This is a genomic window from Paenibacillus sp. FSL H7-0735 (assembly GCF_038008505.1).
Lineage (GTDB): Bacteria > Bacillota > Bacilli > Paenibacillales > Paenibacillaceae > Paenibacillus_AQ > Paenibacillus_AQ odorifer.
Genome location: NZ_JBBOZH010000001.1, coordinates 5,946,889 through 5,965,654 on the forward strand (window position 1 = coordinate 5,946,889; position 18,766 = coordinate 5,965,654).

Annotated in this window: 21 protein-coding genes; 6 read left to right on the plus strand and 15 right to left on the minus strand. The window is 41.4% G+C overall.

Annotation, left to right across the window (positions count from 1 at the left end):
• Positions 1-458: 458 nt before the first annotated feature.
• The 12 genes from NSS82_RS26880 to NSS82_RS26935 all read right to left on the minus strand — a co-directional run bounded on the left by NSS82_RS26880 (position 459) and on the right by NSS82_RS26935 (position 11,117).
• Positions 459-1,211: an ABC transporter permease gene (locus NSS82_RS26880; protein ID WP_081386626.1), complete on the minus strand. Its 753-nt coding sequence runs from the start codon at positions 1,209-1,211 to the stop codon at positions 459-461.
• The gene (locus tag NSS82_RS26885) at positions 1,205-1,981 is read right to left on the minus strand and encodes an ABC transporter ATP-binding protein (RefSeq protein WP_038573105.1); all 777 of its coding nucleotides are present in this window, start codon (positions 1,979-1,981) and stop codon (positions 1,205-1,207) included. The genes NSS82_RS26880 and NSS82_RS26885 overlap by 7 nt, the downstream gene beginning before the upstream one ends.
• Entirely contained in the window at positions 1,962-2,954 is a 993-nt protein-coding gene (locus tag NSS82_RS26890; RefSeq protein ID WP_094902111.1) for an ABC transporter substrate-binding protein, read from the minus strand. Before NSS82_RS26890 ends, NSS82_RS26885 begins: the two co-directional genes overlap by 20 nt.
• 236 nt (positions 2,955-3,190) lie before the next feature.
• On the minus strand, positions 3,191-3,664 hold the full coding sequence (locus tag NSS82_RS26895) for a YhcH/YjgK/YiaL family protein (RefSeq protein WP_038573106.1): 474 nt from the start codon (positions 3,662-3,664) through the stop codon (positions 3,191-3,193).
• A 30-nt stretch (positions 3,665-3,694) separates the two neighbouring features.
• Positions 3,695-4,549 (minus strand): MurR/RpiR family transcriptional regulator, encoded by an 855-nt coding sequence (locus NSS82_RS26900; protein ID WP_051491079.1) that lies wholly within the window; start codon positions 4,547-4,549, stop codon positions 3,695-3,697.
• 23 nt (positions 4,550-4,572) lie between these two features.
• Complete coding sequence (locus tag NSS82_RS26905; RefSeq protein ID WP_341109908.1) at positions 4,573-5,457, minus strand: ROK family protein; 885 nt, start codon at positions 5,455-5,457, stop codon at positions 4,573-4,575.
• 17 nt (positions 5,458-5,474) lie between these two features.
• A complete protein-coding gene (locus NSS82_RS26910; protein WP_076141531.1) occupies positions 5,475-6,164 on the minus strand; it encodes an N-acetylmannosamine-6-phosphate 2-epimerase in 690 nt (229 codons plus the stop codon).
• Positions 6,165-6,188: 24 nt separating this feature from the next.
• A complete protein-coding gene (locus NSS82_RS26915) occupies positions 6,189-7,031 on the minus strand; it encodes a carbohydrate ABC transporter permease (RefSeq protein ID WP_080742596.1) in 843 nt (280 codons plus the stop codon).
• 13 nt (positions 7,032-7,044) lie between these two features.
• Positions 7,045-7,920: a carbohydrate ABC transporter permease gene (locus NSS82_RS26920; protein WP_036679648.1), complete on the minus strand. Its 876-nt coding sequence runs from the start codon at positions 7,918-7,920 to the stop codon at positions 7,045-7,047.
• A gap of 84 nt (positions 7,921-8,004) precedes the next feature.
• Positions 8,005-9,411, minus strand: a complete 1,407-nt coding sequence (locus NSS82_RS26925) for an ABC transporter substrate-binding protein (RefSeq protein WP_076138085.1) — start codon at positions 9,409-9,411, stop codon at positions 8,005-8,007.
• A gap of 148 nt (positions 9,412-9,559) precedes the next feature.
• A complete protein-coding gene (locus NSS82_RS26930; RefSeq protein WP_218641948.1) occupies positions 9,560-10,237 on the minus strand; it encodes a GDSL-type esterase/lipase family protein in 678 nt (225 codons plus the stop codon).
• Positions 10,206-11,117 (minus strand): dihydrodipicolinate synthase family protein, encoded by a 912-nt coding sequence (locus NSS82_RS26935; protein ID WP_038573110.1) that lies wholly within the window; start codon positions 11,115-11,117, stop codon positions 10,206-10,208. The genes NSS82_RS26930 and NSS82_RS26935 overlap by 32 nt, the downstream gene beginning before the upstream one ends.
• Before the next feature lie 507 nt (positions 11,118-11,624).
• On the opposite strand from NSS82_RS26935, the gene NSS82_RS26940 reads away from it, so the two are divergent.
• Positions 11,625-11,810, plus strand: a complete 186-nt coding sequence (locus NSS82_RS26940; protein WP_036679656.1) for a hypothetical protein — start codon at positions 11,625-11,627, stop codon at positions 11,808-11,810.
• A 201-nt stretch (positions 11,811-12,011) separates the two neighbouring features.
• Here the strand turns inward: NSS82_RS26940 and NSS82_RS26945 are convergent, their stop codons facing one another.
• Positions 12,012-12,941 (minus strand): phosphotransferase, encoded by a 930-nt coding sequence (locus tag NSS82_RS26945; protein WP_076146417.1) that lies wholly within the window; start codon positions 12,939-12,941, stop codon positions 12,012-12,014.
• 248 nt (positions 12,942-13,189) lie between these two features.
• Here NSS82_RS26945 and NSS82_RS26950 point away from each other — a divergent pair, with 248 nt between their 5' ends.
• The 4 genes from NSS82_RS26950 to NSS82_RS26965 all read left to right on the plus strand — a co-directional run bounded on the left by NSS82_RS26950 (position 13,190) and on the right by NSS82_RS26965 (position 16,958).
• The gene (locus NSS82_RS26950) at positions 13,190-14,401 is read left to right on the plus strand and encodes a sugar efflux transporter (RefSeq protein ID WP_076272765.1); all 1,212 of its coding nucleotides are present in this window, start codon (positions 13,190-13,192) and stop codon (positions 14,399-14,401) included.
• Between the two features lie 104 nt (positions 14,402-14,505).
• Positions 14,506-15,054 carry a hypothetical protein gene (locus NSS82_RS26955; protein WP_076272764.1) on the plus strand — a complete coding sequence of 183 codons (549 nt, stop codon included), beginning with the start codon at positions 14,506-14,508 and terminating at the stop codon, positions 15,052-15,054.
• A gap of 223 nt (positions 15,055-15,277) precedes the next feature.
• Positions 15,278-15,805: an RNA polymerase sigma factor gene (locus NSS82_RS26960; protein ID WP_076272763.1), complete on the plus strand. Its 528-nt coding sequence runs from the start codon at positions 15,278-15,280 to the stop codon at positions 15,803-15,805.
• A complete protein-coding gene (locus tag NSS82_RS26965) occupies positions 15,792-16,958 on the plus strand; it encodes a DUF4179 domain-containing protein (RefSeq protein WP_076272762.1) in 1,167 nt (388 codons plus the stop codon). Before NSS82_RS26960 ends, NSS82_RS26965 begins: the two co-directional genes overlap by 14 nt.
• A gap of 122 nt (positions 16,959-17,080) precedes the next feature.
• Here NSS82_RS26965 and NSS82_RS26970 read toward each other — a convergent pair whose 3' ends face one another.
• Positions 17,081-17,257, minus strand: a complete 177-nt coding sequence (locus NSS82_RS26970; protein ID WP_178944220.1) for a hypothetical protein — start codon at positions 17,255-17,257, stop codon at positions 17,081-17,083.
• Between NSS82_RS26970 and NSS82_RS26975 the strand changes: the two genes are divergently transcribed.
• Positions 17,258-18,097, plus strand: coding sequence for a hypothetical protein (locus NSS82_RS26975; RefSeq protein ID WP_340960830.1), 840 nt, complete (start codon positions 17,258-17,260; stop codon positions 18,095-18,097).
• A gap of 173 nt (positions 18,098-18,270) precedes the next feature.
• Here the strand turns inward: NSS82_RS26975 and NSS82_RS26980 are convergent, their stop codons facing one another.
• Entirely contained in the window at positions 18,271-18,735 is a 465-nt protein-coding gene (locus NSS82_RS26980; RefSeq protein ID WP_076103684.1) for a phage tail protein, read from the minus strand.
• Positions 18,736-18,766: the final 31 nt, after the last annotated feature.

Here is an 18,766-nt window from a genome sequence, read left to right on the forward strand (position 1 = left end):
CAACTTTTTATTAGCATTTTCATTTTCTTATGAAGCGAACAAATCCTTCCATTCGTAAAAACTTAAAATCATTCCGTAAAACCTAAATGAATCCGTTTCCATTGATAAAATACCATACTAAAATCTGGTTGTAAATAAATTAAACTAAACCTTTTTATACTTTTATGAATATAATTTCCAATAGATTTGCAAGAAATTAAGAGATTTATTAGTTTTTTTAAAATAAATTCCCTCTTTTCATCTCACCATCTTTATATTCCTCTAAAATAAACGGGGGTTTACAGCTATAAGTAAGTTTATTTTTCATTTTTTCCTCCATTTATTTTACTGTTTTATTTTTCCATTCAAATAATAATGAAATTAAAATTAATTTTATTCTCACCAAAAAATCATATAAAAAAAGCTCCCCTTTGCCTAAACTCGGGCAAAGGAAAGCTATAGTTATATCTCAACTAAATTTAATTCCGCCACTTCATAAACTTGTAATCAAGAAAATCAACAAGCAAGAAGAGAATAAAACCGACCAAGCTGAACAACATAATTCCCGCATACATCTCCGGATAATCTAATCTTAACCACGCATCCATGATGAAAAAGCCCATGCCGTGCTCTGTTCCATAAATCTCCGTAAAAAACAGTACAGATATCGCTGTCCCTAGCGAAATACGAATCGTACTCAGAATCACTGACAATGCACCCGGCAGTGTCACATGCCAGAACTTCTGCACAGCGCTGGCACCTATACTAGTTAAGACATCATAGGTATTGTCCGGAATAGCCTTAACCCCATCCCTTACAGAGATGATGATCTGAAACAATAGAATCAGCATGATCATTAGGATTTTGGACGTTTCCCCAAGCCCGAAGAACAGCATCACTACTGGAAGCAGGGCAATTTTGGGAACCGGATAGGTCAAGTAAACCACAGGGTCCAGCAGTTTGTTCCAGGTCAACGAACGTCCCATTAGAAGACCTATGAGCAGTCCAATAATTAACGCCAGCACCACACCCGCAAAAATTCTGAACAAGCTATACCCCACATTTATAGCAATATCCTGCACCCCTAACTGAAACATCGCTTTATATACAGCAAAGGGACTTGGCAAAATCGAATGATTCATAAGTAAAAATGCGATATACCAGACTACATTCATACAGACAAATACAAATAGAAGCCTTACTAGATGATGAAGTCGACGTTTGTTTACCATATCTCCTGCATTACCTTTCTAATCCGCTTAGTCTGCTCAAAGAAATCTACACTGTCCCGCTTATCCTCATGCTTCATATGAAACACCAACTGATTATCAATAATTTCAGGTGTAGTTTCTTTGTTGGAAGGCATGACAATAATCTTTTGCCCCAGCAGAATCGCTTCTTCCACATCATGAGTGACAAATAACGTAGTCGTAGGGTTAGCCAGCCAGTTATCTAAAAAGAGGACCTGCAGCGTTTCCCTTGTTATCGCATCGAGTGCAGAGAATGGCTCGTCCAGCAACAGAATAGTAGGCAAAATGGCAAAAGCTCTGGCAATCGCCACTCTTTGCTGCTGGCCTCCACTAAGGGATAAGGGATAACGTTCTGCTAAATCAGAGATCGCCATCGACGAAAGCCACTGCTTAATCTGCGTCTCCCGTTCTTGCTTGGATGAACTTGCCGTATGCGTAATCTTCATCGCTATCTGAATATTATCATGTACAGTCTTCCAAGGAAGAAGCCCGTAGTTCTGCGGCACCAGCCCGATTAACGTTTCTTTCTCATGCACAGATTTCTCATTAAAAAGAATGTGTCCCTGATAGCTAGGCAGCAAACCCGCAATCGCCCGTAATAAAGTTGATTTCCCGCTGCCGGAGGGTCCGATAATGGTGTAAATCCCGTGCTCCGGCAAAGTTAAATCTACCTGACCCAAGGCCAATTGTCCGCTCTTATATTCTACTTTCAGATCCTTTATAACGAGTCCTTTATTTCTTGAATTGGACATCAGAAATCACATCTTCAGCCGAGATATTTTTGCTGAGCAAACCTTTTTCCCGTGCCCAAGCAAATGCGGCCTCTACTTCCTTCACATCCACTTGATAAGCTGGTACATAATCTGGTACCTTGATTTCATCTTTTAATGTTTCCGGATATCCTACTTCTTTGATTACAAGATCGATATATTCGGATTGCTCATGGGATTTCATATAAGCTACTGCTTCATCATATGCAGCATACATACTGCGGATAGCCTCTGCTTTGGCATCAATTGCAGTTTGCGGGAAAGCTAAAACGAACGGATTTACTCCCGCAGTTAGCGTTGAGCTCAGTACACGCAACCCTGAGGTTTTGCCCATAGTTACAAAAGGTTCCGGCAAAATAGCCGCATCCGCCTTATTATTCTTAAGCAATTCTAAACGGGTCGGAATCTGTGGAACCTCTGTGACTGTAATATCATCTTCGGTCAGGCCCGCTTGTTTCAGCATCATTGCCACTGTATATTGTGTGGAGGTATTTTTGGACAAAATCACGGTTTTACCCTTCAAATCCTTCACATCCTGGATGGATTCATTTCCAGTCAGCAAATCAAACTCTCCAAAAGTTGTACTGGCGATCTTCACATCCAGTCCAGCCTCATTGTAAATGGAGATCGCAACCAGGTCAGCGCTTAGACCATCCAGCTTGCCTGCTTGAAAAGCTACATCCCGATCTTTGGCGCTTTTAAATGTTTGGATATCCAGCTCCACACCGTGGTTTTTATCGAAACCTTGTTCATGTGCGATGATAAAAGGAATAGCATCAATCGAGGGCAATAAACCTAGCGACAAGGAGGTAACTTCTTTTGCAGCTTCTGGAGCAGCTCCCTCTGACGATTCTGTATTTGTATTATTTTTCGAACCACAACCGACTGCAAGTGCAGCGATGACAACAACCATCATAGATAACAACAACATTCTCTTTAGACCTTTATTCTTCATTTAACTCTCCTGCCTCCATTATTCTTTCTATAGTGTAATTCTCTGTAATATTCTTTGCTCACTCATAAATGTGCATGCAAAAAAATCCTTAAGCTCTACAAAAAAAGCTTTAGGCATGTTAAGTTTACCACCAATCTTTATATTTTGTATATTTATAAATTTAGATATAAGTAAATAGAAGCGACGCAAAAAAAGCTGACAGCGGAATGGTTCCGCTACCAGCCTCAATTTCAATGTTATGGAGTTAGTAGATTTGTGTGGATTTTAATGACAGCTTTTTTAATCTGCTGCCCCGGTTGACCCATACCCGGTCTGTGAACATCATGAGGGAAAAAGACCGCGAACATGCCAGGCTTCAAAGATAACAATATTTCATCTGCTGATGGGGGATAAAGCGCATATTCTCCTTCGGCATCGTAAGGCTTAATGGGTTCGATCCCTTCTTGCAGGGTTGCCCAGCCAATCGTTTCTTCACCTTCGATCAGATAATGCACATCAATATAGGCCTCATGCTTCTCTGCGACTTGTTCCTCCAGCGATTTTGCCTCAAGAGCCATAATCGAAGCATACATTTCGTTCCCGCGAATTTCGATTCGTCCAAGATCAGGATCATGTTGTAAGATTACTTTCAATTCCTCGATAGCCTCAACAATGACAGGATTCTCATACTTGATATGCTCTTCCCAAGATGACAAAGAACCTAAGATCATAGCTTTCCATTCCCCTCACATCTTAATGTACTAAACCAGTTTCTCACTGACTGCTGAAGCTGTTGTTTCTTTATTAATTATGGATTGCTCACTAGTCTTCTTGAAATATTCTACATATAAAATATCAAGCAGATAGAGCTGCGATATCTTTGCAGATAATGAACCCCCTTGCAGCGGTCCTTCATTAGCACCACATAGCAGGGTCAGATCGGAGTACGAGGTTAGCGGTGACTTTTCAAACCTAGTAATGGATATTACTTTGGCTCCTCTTTCCTTTGCTTTTCTCGCAACCTCAATGCTATCCTTGGTCGAGCCGGAATAAGAAATCACAACAGCGACATCCCGGTTAGACATCAGTGCTGCCGACATCATCTGCAGATGTGAATCCATTAAACATTCCGTTTTGTTCGTAATGCGCATAAATTTAATTTTGGCTTCCATAGCTGTGACTAGAGAAGAGCCCACACCGAAAAATAATACACGTTCTGCATTAATCAAATACTCAATAGCCTCACTGATCTTCTGTATATCAATTAAATTATAGGTCTCGTTGAGTGCACTTACATTCGTGGTCAGCACTTTAGAAGCAACAGCTTCAATCGTATCATCCATCAGAATTTGATCGGTAAGCTGCGGGATCTCATTCTCCACAGTGATGCTATGTGCCAATGCAATCTTGAACTCTTGATACCCTTTATAACTTAAAGATTTGCAAAATCGAAATATACTTGACTCCCCAACATCACATGCATCTGCAAGATCAGTAATCGACATGTAGACTACACTTCTCGTGTTCTCCAGTACGTAGTCCGCTACCTTCTTCTCCGTATTCGTCAAATTATTGTATTTAGAATGAATTGAAGAAAAAATACTGATTGTCCGCAAAAAAGCCCCTCCTTTTCAATAAATTAATGTACGAATAAGGAGGAAGCTCCCAGCAGACCTGCCTTATTCCCTAATGAGGCTTTAACAATTCTCACTCCCGCAAAGCTTTCCATAAGCAAAGACTTCGTGCGTTCTTCTACCCTTCGAACCAAATCTTCTTGTTCCATTACGCCGCCACCAATAATAATCGCGGATGGATTGAAGATATGAGTGATAGAAGCTAAACCAACAGCCACTTCAGTAATCCATAGATCTAAAATACGTTCAAGCTGCTCATTTCCGCTCTGTATTTTATCAAATAAGGCTTTTCCATCCGTGCATTCGGGATCTGCCAGTTGAGCCATCTTGACTAAAGCTGTGGTTGAAGCGTATTTTTCATAATATGGCAGTCCTTCTACTCCGGATGTGGCCGACAATGGGTGAGTAAAGATATGGCCAAATTCAGCCGCTACCCCATTAGCCCCTTTGTAGATTTGGCGATTAATGACGATTGCACCGCCAATGCCTGTGCCAAAGGTTAGACATAAGAAATTGTTAAAGCTCTGAGCAGCTCCATAATAAGCTTCGCCTAATGCAGCTGAATTCACATCGTTCTCTACCATAACAGGTTTATGAAAATGATGGGTGACAATATCCTTAATTTTCATTCCAGTATATCTAGGTATATTTTCGTTAGCATAGACAATAAATCCTTCTTCTGCATTAACTTGGCCCGCGGTGCTTATGGCAATGGCATCAAAATGATCGTATTCTGCAATCTTTTCCAGCATTCTTGAGATTACATGAGGTCCCCCCAAGTAGCTTTCTGTTGCATACTCCTTGAAGTCATGTACATTCCCCTGTTTATCGCATATACACATCTTGGTATTGGTACCGCCAATATCTACGGCTACAATCCTCATTTCCATCTACCCTCTCTGGCGTTCTACTGAATAGCGTTCACAAACCGTTTCGTAATCTCCATCGGTCTCGTGATCGCAGAGCCAACCACTGCTGAATACACACCTAAATCAAACATGGTCTTTAATTCTTCAGGAGTGGAAACCCCACCTTCAGCTATAACGGGAACAGAGAAGTTGTTGACGATTTGTTGAACCAATTCAAAATCTGGCAAGTTGCGCCCTTTAGTAGCCTCTGTATAACCGCTCAAGGTAGTTCCAATCAGATCAAATCCCAGCTCAACAGCCTTCGCAGCTTCCGCAAATGTAGAACAATCCGCCATAAACAGTTGATCTTTGTAAGTCTCTTTTAAAAGTGGAAAAAGTTCAGAAATAGTAGATCCGTCCGGGCGAATACGGTCTGTAGCATCCATAGCAATGATATCTACCCCTTCGCGGTACAGCTCATCGACTTCCTTTTGAGTGGGTGTAATAAAGACTTCAGAGCCTTCATACACCTTTTTGATTATCCCAATGATCGGCAGATCCACTTGCTTTTTGATTTCTTGAATATCCGCTACGCTGTTTGCCCGAATTCCAGAAGCCCCGCCTAAGTAAGCAGCATAAGCCATTCTCCCCATAATAAACGGGCTATGCAGCGGTTCTTCTGGTAAGGCTTGACTGGAGACGACTAATTTATGTTTTATTTTTTTAAGTACATTATTTTCAGTATTCATCAGTAACCCACTCCACATTTTTATTTATTCTTTAACTGCTCCTGCCGTAATCCCATTGGTGAAGAACCGTTGGAATAACATGAACACTAGCAACATCGGAATTGCAGCGATGGTAGCTCCGGCCATTTTATAAGCGAAATTAGGATTCAAATCCTGCATTAAGGTCGCAGTACCAACCATTAATGTTTTCATTTTGTTCTCTTGGCCTATAACCAGCTGCCACAAATAATCATTCCAGACTTGCACGAAATTTAGAATAAATAAGGCTCCAATACCAGGTTTGACAATAGGCAACATGATGCGCGTGAAGATTCTCCATTCATTTGCACCATCTATTCTCCCGGCTTCTCTTAAGGCATTAGGGGTTAAGTCGAAGAATCCCTTTAATAGGAACACTCCAAATGCACCCGCCACGTTCGGCCAAATCATACCGTTATAACTATTTACCATTCCAAATTGTTGGGTGATCCGGAATAAGGGTACAATCATAATTTCTTTAGGAATCATCAAGCTTGATATAAAGATAATGAAGATTATATTTTTACCTTTAAAATTAATCTTTGAGAATGCATAGGCGGCCATAGAGCCTACAACAATAACCAAAATAGTAGAAACACCTGATACATAAATACTATTAAACGTCCATCTTAAAGCCGGCTGGTTCTGAAATACATCCACATAGTTGGAGAATGTAATCGATTTGGGCCACCAGTCTGGAGGCATCTTCACAACATCCGAGCTGTTCTTGAGTGAACTTGTGAATAACCAATATAGTGGAAAAAGATTAAGGAGTGCGAAGAGGATAATGATCACATTCGATATCACATCAAACTTCTCTCTCTTTTTCTTGTTTTTAATCTTCGACATGTTGTATTCCCCCTCACTTCACCTTAATCATGCTTCGTAGCTGTGGCACAGACAATATCAATGTAATCACGAACATGATAACCCCTACCGCAGAAGCTACGCCGAGTTGGTTATATTTAAAGGCATTATTATAAAGGTAGTACATCAGTGTTACGGAGGAATTGTTCGGTCCGCCACCGGTCAGTAACTGAATGACTACAAAGATTTTTAATACGGCAATAATATTGATAATCGTAATATAAGTTGTTGTAGGTCCTACCGAAGGAATCAGGATCTTTGATATCACTTGCCATCTGCTAGCACCGTCGATTTCGGCTGCTTCAAAAAGCTCTTTCGAGACACCAATCATCGCAGCTATATACAGAATAATTGCCTGGCCCACGTTAGTTGCGAAGGTTACAAATATCACGACTGGCAGAACCGTCTTTGGATTTCCCAGCAGATTAATCGTCCCTAGCCCCATATCTTTATATAGATAAGAGATAAGTCCGTTAGCCGGATTCAGCAAAAAGCTCCAGACCATACTCATAACCACCATGGACACCATTACCGGGATATAATAACTTCCTCTAATAAAGGAAACGTACTTAGCATTTTTATCAAATACCGCAGAGGCTACGAACAATGCAAACCCCACTGTAAGTAGAACGATAAATATTACGAACACAACGGTGTTGATGGTAGCCTTAAAAAATACCGGATCATTAAACAATGTGGTGTAATTGGCAAAACCCACAAATTTCTCACTGTCATAATTAATCTGGTATAGACTCAGCCGCATCCCTTCTAAGATCGGATAGACAAGAAAGGCTAAGAATACTATCATCTGAGGTAAAATAAACAGATAACCTGTAATATTCTCTTTTAGGTAATTACTACGTAGTTTCATATCGTTTACCTTTCTAATTAACAGCCCCAGAGTCTCTTCAGACCCTAAAGGCTGTCAATCGTGTATTGTTTATCTGGTCTTAGATTATTGGAAAATTACAGAGCCAGCTTTATTGGTCTCAATCACCTTGTTGCCACTTGCCTGATAATCTTGCACAAACTGTTCCGGTGTCTTAGCTCCCATGTAAAGTGCTTGTAGCTCTGGATATAAGACCTCTCTTAATTGGCTGTATCCTGGAACGTTGCCTGTGAAGTTGAACAAATATTTAGAGTTGGCATCGTAAGCTGCAAACAGTGGATTCTCCGCTTTAAGTGCTTCGGCTACAGAACTTCTTACAGGAATACCATTCTTAGAGGATTTAACTAACTCAGGATCGCTTGAGAAGAACTTCACGAAATCTTTAGCTACTTCAGTCTTCTTAGCATCTTTGGACTTGAATACACTAGCGCCTACTACATAAGTAAAGGATAGAGGATCGCCGCTTTCCGACGGAATATTAGCAAGTCTCATATCAAATTTCGCTGCCGTACCATCCGCCATATTAGCTTTCGTACCATTAAACAGAATCGGATTAGTGAAACTGATCGCTAATTGCTGATTTTGGAACATAGCATTGGCATCATTAGAAGAAACAGATTCTGCTCCTGGATTTGTATATCCGCCGTCATATAGGTTTTTCAGCCAAGTTGCAGCTTTAACTCCGTTCTCATCGTTCAGGACAATGTTGCCTTGATCATCAAAGAACTTATTGCCGAACATTCTCATATAGGCAAGGTTCCATGTATCGCCCTGATTATTTACAGCGAATAATGCCATTGGATATGCATTCGAATACTTATCCTTCGGCAGATTGTTTTTCAGACCCTCAAGAATTTGTTGATATTCATCCAAGTTCCAAGTTTTGATTTCGGATTCTTCACCCACAAACTTTTCTAAGCCTGCTGCTTTAAACATGTCCGCGTTGTAAACCAAGGTGCCTGGGTTGTGCTGGAATGGATAGAAATAAATATCTTCTCCGAACGTTACAGCGTCCCAGTAGTTTTGAGCAATATCGCTTTTCGCGTCTTCATCAATGATGTCGGTCAAAGGAACCAATGCTCCACGGTGAACGTAATCCCCCATCGGGAATACACTCTCAAAGAACACATCTGGAGGTGTTCCTCCGCTTAAGTTAACGTTAAGCAATTGATCGCGCTGATCTCCAGCAATGACCTCTATTTGAATATCCGCATCATATTTATCATATTGTGCTTTGAATTTCTCAGCGGCGTGCTTTAGGAAGCTATCATAGTCCGCGCCTGCCTCCGTGGCATCCACAACACCCTTCCACTGTGGAGTCAGCCATACTCTGATCGCCACTTTTTCCTTCCCAGATGCAGAAGAATTATCGGATGTATTAGAGCTAGCAGCATTGTTACCTGAGCAACCTGAAATTAAAGAAATAATCACCATTAGCGCAACCATTGTCGAGAGTAAACGTTTTTTCTTCATTTATAAACCTCCCTAAAAGTTTTGTAAGCATTAACCTCTCTGAATCGCGTCGTACAAAACTCGCTTCGAAAGCATACGCTTAAAGTTTTGTAAGCATTATCTTCTCTGAATCGCTTCGTACAAAACTTGCTTCGAAAGCATAGAACCCTTAATTTAAAATCCGTCTGGCATGGTATTGCACCAAATCGGCCATGTTGCGATGTCCTCGCGGATCAAGATGCATATAATCAATTTCATTCATCGATACATGATCTCTGGAATCTACAAAGTGGATGCCGGTTCCCGTTAGCAAAGCTACAAGATGCTCAGCGAGCTCCGTAGACTTCTCACTACATCCGCTACCCATTGGTTTGCCAATAGGGGTATGAATATACTCTGCTCCAATCGGAGGGGGCGCGATTACTAGAACCTCTGGAGCCTTCCCCTCGGGTCCAGCACCGCTACCTTTAGCTTTAAGAGCCAACCTAACAACACCTTGTGCGATGTTATAAGAAGTTAGTCCAAACCTTTCTTTTGTATCATTGGTCCCAAGCATGATCACAACCAAGTCTAATGGCGAATGTGACATCAGGCAGGGATAGATATAGGAGATTCCAGAAAGTCCTTCAAATAGAGGGTCCTCACTGACACTTGTTCTGCCGGGAAGCCCTTCTTCGATCATTCGGTAGGCGTCACCCAATTCTGTATGAAGAATTCCCGTCCAACGAATATCATCCTTAAATCTGCGGTCTGTCTCTGCGTCGTAGCCCCAAGTATTAGAATCGCCAAAGCATACGATGGATTTCTTCATTATCTTAACCGCAATATCTTTCAATAGCTTGATCAATCAATTTCATAATGTCTGCGATCGGACCAGCATCCTCAGCGGCTACTGCCTCAAGCGGTGCTCTTACGCTGCCAATGTTTACGCCTCTTAATTTTAGAATCTCTTTTATTCCGGCATACATGGCACCTTTGAGTGAACAAAGGGCGATGATAATATCGTTGATATCGCTTTGGATTTGTCCAGCTTCTTCGAACTTACCAGCCTTAACAAATTCATTTGCTTGGAGGAACAGCTCAGGCATAACCGCATAGGTTCCACCGATTCCCGCATCCGCTCCCATGATTCTTCCCGCAACATATTGTTCATCTGGTCCATTAAATACCACTACATCTTTTCCACCCACTCTTTTGAATCTTTCAATATCCATAGTCGGCATGGAGGAGTTCTTCACACCAATCACCTTTTTGTTCGCAAGCAGCTTCTCGAATAGGGAAGGAGTCAGTGTATATCCAGTAGTCTGAGGAATGTTGTAGATAATGAAGCTAAGAGGGGTTGCCTCCATAATCTCGCTCCAATATTTATAGACTGCACTATCAGGTAATTTGAAATATATAGGCGGGATTGCGGATAATGCATCATACCCTAAGGTTGCAGCATGTTTCGCTAACTCAATACTATCTCTAGTGGAAGGGGCACCCACGTGGGCAATCAGTGTCATTTTACCTTTCAGGTTACTAGCTACGTAGCTTAGTACCGCTTTGCGTTCGTCGAGACTCTGGTAAATACATTCTCCTGAGCTGCCTCCCACATATACACCTTGAACTCCTTTTTCAAATAAGTAATCACATAAAGCATGCGTCCGGGATTCCGAAATATTTCCTTGATCGTCATAGCAGGCATAAAAGGCAGGTATAATTCCGTGGAACTTTGTGAGTGTCATTGTTAATCCCCCTTAAGTTGTGAGCGGTTTCTTTTCTACATAAACAAAATATCATTATATTTTGGTTTTGTAAATTATTTTCTCTATTTTTAGAAAAATAAAATTTATTTCCACCAATCTTATTTATGATTAGCAAAATAATGGTTTTCAGTGCAACTCGCAGCTAATAATCATTTATTTTTCCATATTCATTAGAAAATAATCCTGTAAATATTCCACCCTAAATTTATTTCTTCAGGGTAGTATTTGTTGGATATACGGATGTAAAAAAAATTAAAAAAGTGGTACTAATGAGTATCCTTTCAGCTCCACTAAAAATGTCTCCTACAGGGAGACACTTTTCTCCAGATGAAGCACAAAACCTAAATAACACACAATGTTCACTGAATAATCTGTGTTTTTCAGACGGACACACCTTTTAAAAAATGGAGTTTAGGATTATAATGAAAGCGTAAACAAAGAACTACAAAATCTATTTTGTTTCTTCGCCAAAGGAGGCTGGAGGAAATGCTAGCAGGACTTAAGGAACTTAAAAATTGGGTGACAGAAAACTGGAATCCAACATTGAATACAGGTAATGAGGACTACCGGAAAATGGAGTACTCCGTGGAGCGTCATCTGCACACTCCGCAATCTCCGAAACCACTTAGCTATGAAGAAGAGGCTCGCATCAAGACCGTTAAATTTCATTAACTAACCCTTTCAGATAAAGATTGATTCATAACGAAGACATCAGACCGCCAGATCCGGAAGCAATTCCAGTGGATGCGGTCTTTTATTATGCCTTGTAGTTGTATAACGAAAAAACCTCCCCCACCCTAAAGGGTGAAGAAGGCTAATAGGTTACTTTCGAGGACATGGCAGTAGGTTATCAATCCAAACGCCTTGTTTAGTTCATCCTTCGATAAACCTCAGCGCGCGTTCCGATTGATAATCAGCTAGGCCTTGGGCGAATTGTTGGTCAGGAAATCCTCTATGCAGCAGCTTTAATCCACCTGAAGTTAAGGAGACATGATGGTGGAATTGATAAAATAACAGCCTATCATGATCCAGAGCATCGTTCTTTAAGTACCGATAGAAATCCCCAAATCTCATCTGTAAAAAACTATGTTCATGCTCAATGTCATAGTACATTGCCCCTTCAATATCTATCAGAAAGGGCTCCAGTTTATCATTAACCATAACATGGTCAGGTCCCAGCTCCCCGTGAATAAACCCATATTGCTGTCTGGGTTGAATTTTTGATTCAAGCTCGTACAACTTATCGAGCAGTTTGCTTTGATTAGACCTGATCTTCTCAATATGTTGGGAGGCATAGGCTAGCTGCACTTTCGCATTTTCCATTTGTAATAAATGACATTCGCTCATGCTGCTCTCGTTAGCATTTGCTTTCCCAAAAACATGCCTCTCGTTGGTATGCATAGCAGTAAGCATTTCCCCCACACGCTGAAAAACTTTATCTTGAACACGTGAATCGGGATGATAAAAATAGGTTTCTGCCATTCTTCCATCTATATATTCAACTAGAGCATAATCGAAAGAGTAACGATCTCTTTCCTTATTCAGATCATAAAGAGCAGGGGTCTGAACTCCATGTTGTGTTAAGTACCTGTTATTTAATTCGAATAAATGACTTCCATAGGATTGTTCATTTATATCTTCATTTGCTTTTTCTTCTTTAAAATAATTCATAGAAAGATCCCACACATACAAAACGCAGGAAAATCCATTACTGCACTCAATCTTGTAGACCACCTTTTGTGCGCCGCCATGCATGCGCGAAACACGAGCAACGAAATAACTGCTGCCAAACACCCTACTAATATAATCCTGTAAGTCAGCCTTATCGAGATGACAAGTAACGTCCATTAACAACACTCCATTTATTAGGTTTTGCCGGCTTCACAATAGTAAATAAAATCCAGCCGAAAGTATAGACTTATTCTTTCTGATCAATTATGATGTTGAATAAGGTCTTGAAAAAAACAAGCATACAAAAAGCCGTTGGAATCAATTTCAACGGCTTTTTTTTATGAAATATCTAAACAAATATAGAGGAGTACTTTCACAACATGTTCAAACGACTAACTGCACTATTTTCGATTCCCTCTTATGGCTTACTCTTTTTATGTATGTTACTGCAGGGGATGGGGATTTCACTCAGCGCACCCTTTTTATCCATTTATTTTACGGAACAGCTTGGAGTATCTGTCGGGCTGTTTGGTGTTTTTCTGGCCACCACGTTAATTGCCGGGATATGGATCAGTACACTAATCGGAAGACGCTCTGACCTCGGCTTAAATCGAAGAAATATTTACCTTGTCTCCACGCTCTGTAATGCTCTGGCTTATAGCGGATACTTGCTCATTGGGGATTTTACGATCTTATTCATCTACATGATTGTGTTCACCGCCCTCGGTGCACCAGGGATGCCTCAATTGTTCGCCATAGCTAGAGAAGCAGTGAATAAGAGCGATTTTACGGATACTGCGTTTGCAAATTCTACCTTGCGTTCTGCTTTCTCTCTCGGCTTTATTACAGGTCCTTTAATCGGTACTCTGCTAATTGCTGCTGTTGGGTTTAAGGGGATTTTCTCGGGCACCATCGGAGTATTCCTGCTGGTTGCCTTACTTATTTCACTATTCCTGAAATCAAATACAGAAGTGAAAAGCAGTACTGCAGAAGTAAAAGTAAAAAGTTTCCGGTTGGGTCAGAACCGTAATGTTATGCTTCCTTTTCTGATTATGATACTCATGTATGTAGCCCACTGGACGAGTAGCATCAATACTGCCCTCTTTATTACCAACAATCTAGGGGGAACAACAAGCGATGTCGGTTTAGTCAGCAGTATTTGTGCTGCGCTGGAAATTCCATTTATGATCATGCTGGGACTGCTCAGTGCGAAATACAGTAACCGAATCCTGATGATGTGCGGAGCCATTTTCGGAGGAGCTTATTATCTCGTTGTTATTACTTCAGGCGCGATGTGGCAGATGCTTGCAGCCCAAATTTTGCTTGCCTTTTTTGTTGCCGTTATTTCAGCGATTGGCATTAGCTACATTCAGGATCTGCTTCCAAACATGCCTGGGTATGCATCCACGCTCTACTCTAATTCATCCACGATTGGCAGACTGATTGGCAGTCTTGTTGGCGGGTTATTAGCTAGTGTTGTTGGGTACCGGTATTCATTTGTGCTCTGTTTCATACTCGTCATTATTTCTACAATCATGCTTGCGGTAAGCGGACGTTACTCTGTAGATGATCCACAAAAACTAGCGATTTAATCTAGCGGTTTAATCCGCTTTTTCGGGCTTCATTCAGCCCTTGAAACTTCTCCATATCTTCTCGCGACTAACTAACATATCCTCAAAAAAAAGGTAGGGGTTAGATGTTAAAAACTATTGCAAGAATGGTCATGTTGATGTCTTTAATCTTTCTGGCAGCATGTGCAGGGGACGTTAAACCAATCGAGGAGCCGAGCACAGGAGCAAATACGCCAACCCAAAGTCCAGTGATTAATACGCAGAAGCCGCAAAACACAGAACCCCAGCAGCCAAATGAAACCAGCTTTAAAGCAGAATTGTCGATAAATCTGAAATCATATTCAGATCAATTGACAGAGAATGATCTCCCCGCACTTGAAGTGCTGGAAAAAAACCTAACTGCTTTGGTTGAGCATGACCACACACTTTATCAATCCGGGTTCGTAAACAAAAAACTAGCAGATGCTATGGAGCCTTATTATGACGAACATTATCAGTACAAATTCACAGACATCGAAAGCATCGATTCCATGTTACCCAACGAACATCAGGTGAATATAACGGTAATCGGACAACGCTTGGATATGGCAGCAAAGACAGTTGAAAATGTAAAAATGCTATACGCTATTCGGCCAAACGATCAAGGGGAATGGGTCATTTATATTATTGATTGATTGACTGACTGACTAGCTTATGAAAAATCGTCGTCCGATTCCTGACAGGGAATTTGAACGGCGATTTTTTTGTGAAAAAAACCAATTTCTCACCTTGCTAGCTTTGCGAGATGAGGAGAATAGAATCATGTTTGTGGTAACCTTCTAGCTACCTACCCGATCTAATATTTAAGTAACGTTACGAACATCCTAAGACTTCTAGTCAAGAAAGCAGGTAAATCTTATAGATCCTATTGTCGTCAAAGCCAAAGCTGGGGACTCTGAAGCATTCGTGCAGTTGATGCAGGAGATAGAGTTACCTTTATACAGAACTGCAAGGTCCATCGTCAACAAAGAAGAAGATTGTGCAGATGCCCTGCAGGAGACGATGCTTAAAGCCTTTAAGAACATCCATACACTCAGAGAGCCCGCTTTTTTCAAAACGTGGATCTTCCGGATTCTGATTAATGAATGCAATAAAATGCTCAAAAACAACGCAAGAGCCCTCCCTTATGGAGAGCTTCCCGAAGTCCCTTCCACTTCCAAGGATTATGAGAAAATCGAATTATGGGATGCCGTTCAACATCTTGAGGAGAACCTCCGGATTGTCATTCACCTTCATTACCTACAGGACATGCCGATCCGTCAAATTTCCGACATTCTCGAAATTTCTACGGTTGCCGTGAAGACCCGGCTGCATCGCGCCCGCAAAAAGCTAAAGCATTCATCTCAATTCAATCAAGAAATGGAGTTGCGACATGGTAAACACTAAGTTAGAAGAACAATTAAAGAACTGCCAAAGCCTACTTCCCGCTCAGTTATCGGATATTGCCCGCTCCAAGCTGAATGAGACTTACCAAATCATCAGGGATACCGATAATTCCATTTCCCCCGTTCAGAGAAAGATAGATGTATCCAAAACTTTTAATAAATGGTGGGTTTCCACTGCAGCCGCTGCAATCCTTGGAGTTACAGTCCTTGCTTCCGGCTTTGTATCGCCCGCAATGGCTGATACACTCAAGCAAATTCCGGTTTTGGGACAATTCTATTCATTATGGGGCGAAAAAAACTTAGATCCCGGTGTTCAACAAGCCGAGGATTTCATCACAAACGTAAACCAAAGCGTGACCCATGGCGATGTGACTATGAATATTCCAACGTTGTTATTTGACGGAACCCGAATTCTTATGAATATAACCACTCCTGGAAACCGTCTGGCTTCGGAGCCCAATTCGCCGCCTTCCGATGCCAATAAAGGGGCGGTGGATAAGTTTGAGGTTCTCTATAAAGGCCAACCTCTGCTCTGGAGTTACGAACACATGGATGGTGAGACTGCTTCCAGCATAATGGTTCAGGTTTTGAACACTTATTATGAGCCGAGCACAACAACACAGACTGTCCAGTTCCCTGATCAGTTTGACTTGACTGTAAATGTAACGTTAAAGGGTTACGATGTCCCGTTCGAATTCGTTCTGCCCGTTACCACATCAACGCCTGTTACCGCCCTAACTTCAGAGGAGACCAAGCATCACGATAACATTAACTTGCAGATCAGTAAGGTAGAAATCACCCCAATCACAACGCAGGTATCCATTGAGTACAAAACCAAACCGGGCCAGAGCGTAGAAGAAATGCTCACTTCTATCCCTTCGAAATATAAGGGTGCTAACGGGGGTATCGCTCTTCAGTTTGATATTGTGGATGAACGTGGCGTTCAACTGAAGCCCGTTGGTGCTCACCCCTTAAGCGAATCTTATAATATTCGTTTTGAACCCTTCAAGACTATACCGAGTACCGTAACCATCAAACCGTATTTAGTCGTTTCCGAAGGTCAAGCCCCAGCTGGGACTAAAGGACTGTGGGAAGACAACAATATGGTCAAGGAATATATCCCTGAGTTGGAGACTGTACTTTCGGTCCAATAGTTCATTTGTAAAAGGGACCTTATTTTCTAGGATGAAAAGGGTATGCAAAACTACAAAAGACGAAGCCATAATAGGCTTCGTCTTTTATTTAGATGACTTCAGGTAGGTTCAATCCAATAAGGTTATTTTGATGAAGCCAGCTTCGATAATTTGTCGGCAATATCTTCAGCTTGTAACAAGGAGGAGTATGAATCTGCTGCAAAATATTTTTCCATATCAATCTCAATAATTCGATTGTTTTTGACCGCATCCAACATCTTCCATGTTTTGTAAAATGATAGGTGGCTTGTCGAACACATTTGAATGGATCAAATCTGATGCCCCCGGAGAGTCTCCAACCAAGTCGATATAGCCAAGCCACCTCAGCTCTTATCTGCGGGATTTATCCCGTACATTTCACCGTCCCAGCCACTTCAGCTCTTTTCTACGGGATTTATACCGTACATTCCAGCATCTCAACCACCTCAACTCATTTGTACGGGATTTATACCGTACATTTCACCGTCCCAGCCACTTCAGCTCTTTTCTACGGGATTTATACCGTACATTTCACTATTCCAGCCACCTCAGCTCTTTTCTACGGGATTTATACCGTACATTCCAGCATCTCAGCCACCTCAGCTCTTTTCTACGGGATTTATACCGTACATTCCACTATTCCAGCTACCTCAGCTCTTTTCTACGGGATTTATCCCGTACATTCCAGCATCTCAGCCACCTCAACTCATTTGTACGGGATTTATACCGTACATTCCAGCATCTCAGCCACCTCAACTCATTTGTACGGGATTTATACCGTACATTCCAGCATCTCAGCCACCTCAACTCATTTGTACGGGATTTATACCGTACATTCTACCGTTCCAGCCACCTCAGCTCTTTTCTACGGGATTTATACCGTACATTCCAGCATCTCAGCCACCTCAGCTCTTTTCTACGGGATTTATACCGTACATTCCAGCATCTCAGCCACCTCAACTCATTTCTACGGGATTTATCCCGTACATTCCAGCATCTCAGCCACCTCAACTCATTTCTACGGGATTTATCCCGTACATTTCACTATTCCAGCTACCTCAGCTCTTATCTGCGGGATTTATACCGTACATTCCAGCATCTCAGCTACTCATGCAAAATAATTGTGAAGTAGGCACGCTACTCCAGTTTTCGTTGCTCTATATAATAAATTCGGCCTCTTGAATGGGAGTCCATTCCCATAGATAACCTACGCAAATTATCTATACCGAAAAGATTTAGGGCCATCCTTTTATAGGATGGCCCTCTCATTGATTAAGTTGCAATTTTGCTTACCTTAATACTCTCCTTTAATTACAAAAAACGAACCCCGAATTGTTCCAGCTAGCTTGGACTTCTGCCTAGCAAACTTAAACTTCTCTTCTAGCTCCTTTGGGATTTCCATCCCCTCAGAAAGCTTAAAACCAACGGCCCGCTTCTTAGGGTCATCAACCGTATACATAACGTTGACCGCAAGGCCATCCTCATAAAAGACATAGGCATATTTAATATTTTCCACTTGAAAACGCGACGTTTCTAAAGGATTGGCCGCAAACTCAATATCACGTTCTTCTTTTAAAATTCGGTTCACATAATCAAGGGTCTCCTGGCTTTCGCTGGCTTGTACAACCGTAAATTCATGCTTGTATTTGTTCATAAAGTAACGGGCCTCATTAGCACGCAGACCAGCAAGCGCATCTACTACAGGAGAAGACTCTAAACCAACCGTAGACACATTTTTAAAATCAACGATATAGGACATTTCCATCTCTCCTTTTCTCTCATTATTCCCA

What these genes read in the sequence shown, in the direction of transcription:
- NSS82_RS26905 (WP_341109908.1), bottom strand. Translation starts at nt 5,457, where the DNA reads ATGGAAATGAGGATTGTAGCCGTAGATATTGGCGGTACCAATACCAAG.
- NSS82_RS26955 (WP_076272764.1), top strand. Translation starts at nt 14,506, where the DNA reads ATGTTAAAAACTATTGCAAGAATGGTCATGTTGATGTCTTTAATCTTT.
- NSS82_RS26895 (WP_038573106.1), bottom strand. Translation starts at nt 3,664, where the DNA reads ATGATCTTAGGTTCTTTGTCATCTTGGGAAGAGCATATCAAGTATGAG.
- NSS82_RS26915 (WP_080742596.1), bottom strand. Translation starts at nt 7,031, where the DNA reads ATGTCGAAGATTAAAAACAAGAAAAAGAGAGAGAAGTTTGATGTGATA.
- NSS82_RS26940 (WP_036679656.1), top strand. Translation starts at nt 11,625, where the DNA reads ATGCTAGCAGGACTTAAGGAACTTAAAAATTGGGTGACAGAAAACTGG.
- NSS82_RS26920 (WP_036679648.1), bottom strand. Translation starts at nt 7,920, where the DNA reads ATGAAACTACGTAGTAATTACCTAAAAGAGAATATTACAGGTTATCTG.
- NSS82_RS26925 (WP_076138085.1), bottom strand. Translation starts at nt 9,411, where the DNA reads ATGAAGAAAAAACGTTTACTCTCGACAATGGTTGCGCTAATGGTGATT.
- NSS82_RS26935 (WP_038573110.1), bottom strand. Translation starts at nt 11,117, where the DNA reads ATGACACTCACAAAGTTCCACGGAATTATACCTGCCTTTTATGCCTGC.
- NSS82_RS26980 (WP_076103684.1), bottom strand. Translation starts at nt 18,735, where the DNA reads ATGTCCTATATCGTTGATTTTAAAAATGTGTCTACGGTTGGTTTAGAG.
- NSS82_RS26880 (WP_081386626.1), bottom strand. Translation starts at nt 1,211, where the DNA reads ATGGTAAACAAACGTCGACTTCATCATCTAGTAAGGCTTCTATTTGTA.
- NSS82_RS26950 (WP_076272765.1), top strand. Translation starts at nt 13,190, where the DNA reads ATGTTCAAACGACTAACTGCACTATTTTCGATTCCCTCTTATGGCTTA.
- NSS82_RS26890 (WP_094902111.1), bottom strand. Translation starts at nt 2,954, where the DNA reads ATGAAGAATAAAGGTCTAAAGAGAATGTTGTTGTTATCTATGATGGTT.
- NSS82_RS26970 (WP_178944220.1), bottom strand. Translation starts at nt 17,257, where the DNA reads ATGTGTTCGACAAGCCACCTATCATTTTACAAAACATGGAAGATGTTG.
- NSS82_RS26885 (WP_038573105.1), bottom strand. Translation starts at nt 1,981, where the DNA reads ATGTCCAATTCAAGAAATAAAGGACTCGTTATAAAGGATCTGAAAGTA.
- NSS82_RS26910 (WP_076141531.1), bottom strand. Translation starts at nt 6,164, where the DNA reads ATGAATACTGAAAATAATGTACTTAAAAAAATAAAACATAAATTAGTC.
- NSS82_RS26965 (WP_076272762.1), top strand. Translation starts at nt 15,792, where the DNA reads ATGGTAAACACTAAGTTAGAAGAACAATTAAAGAACTGCCAAAGCCTA.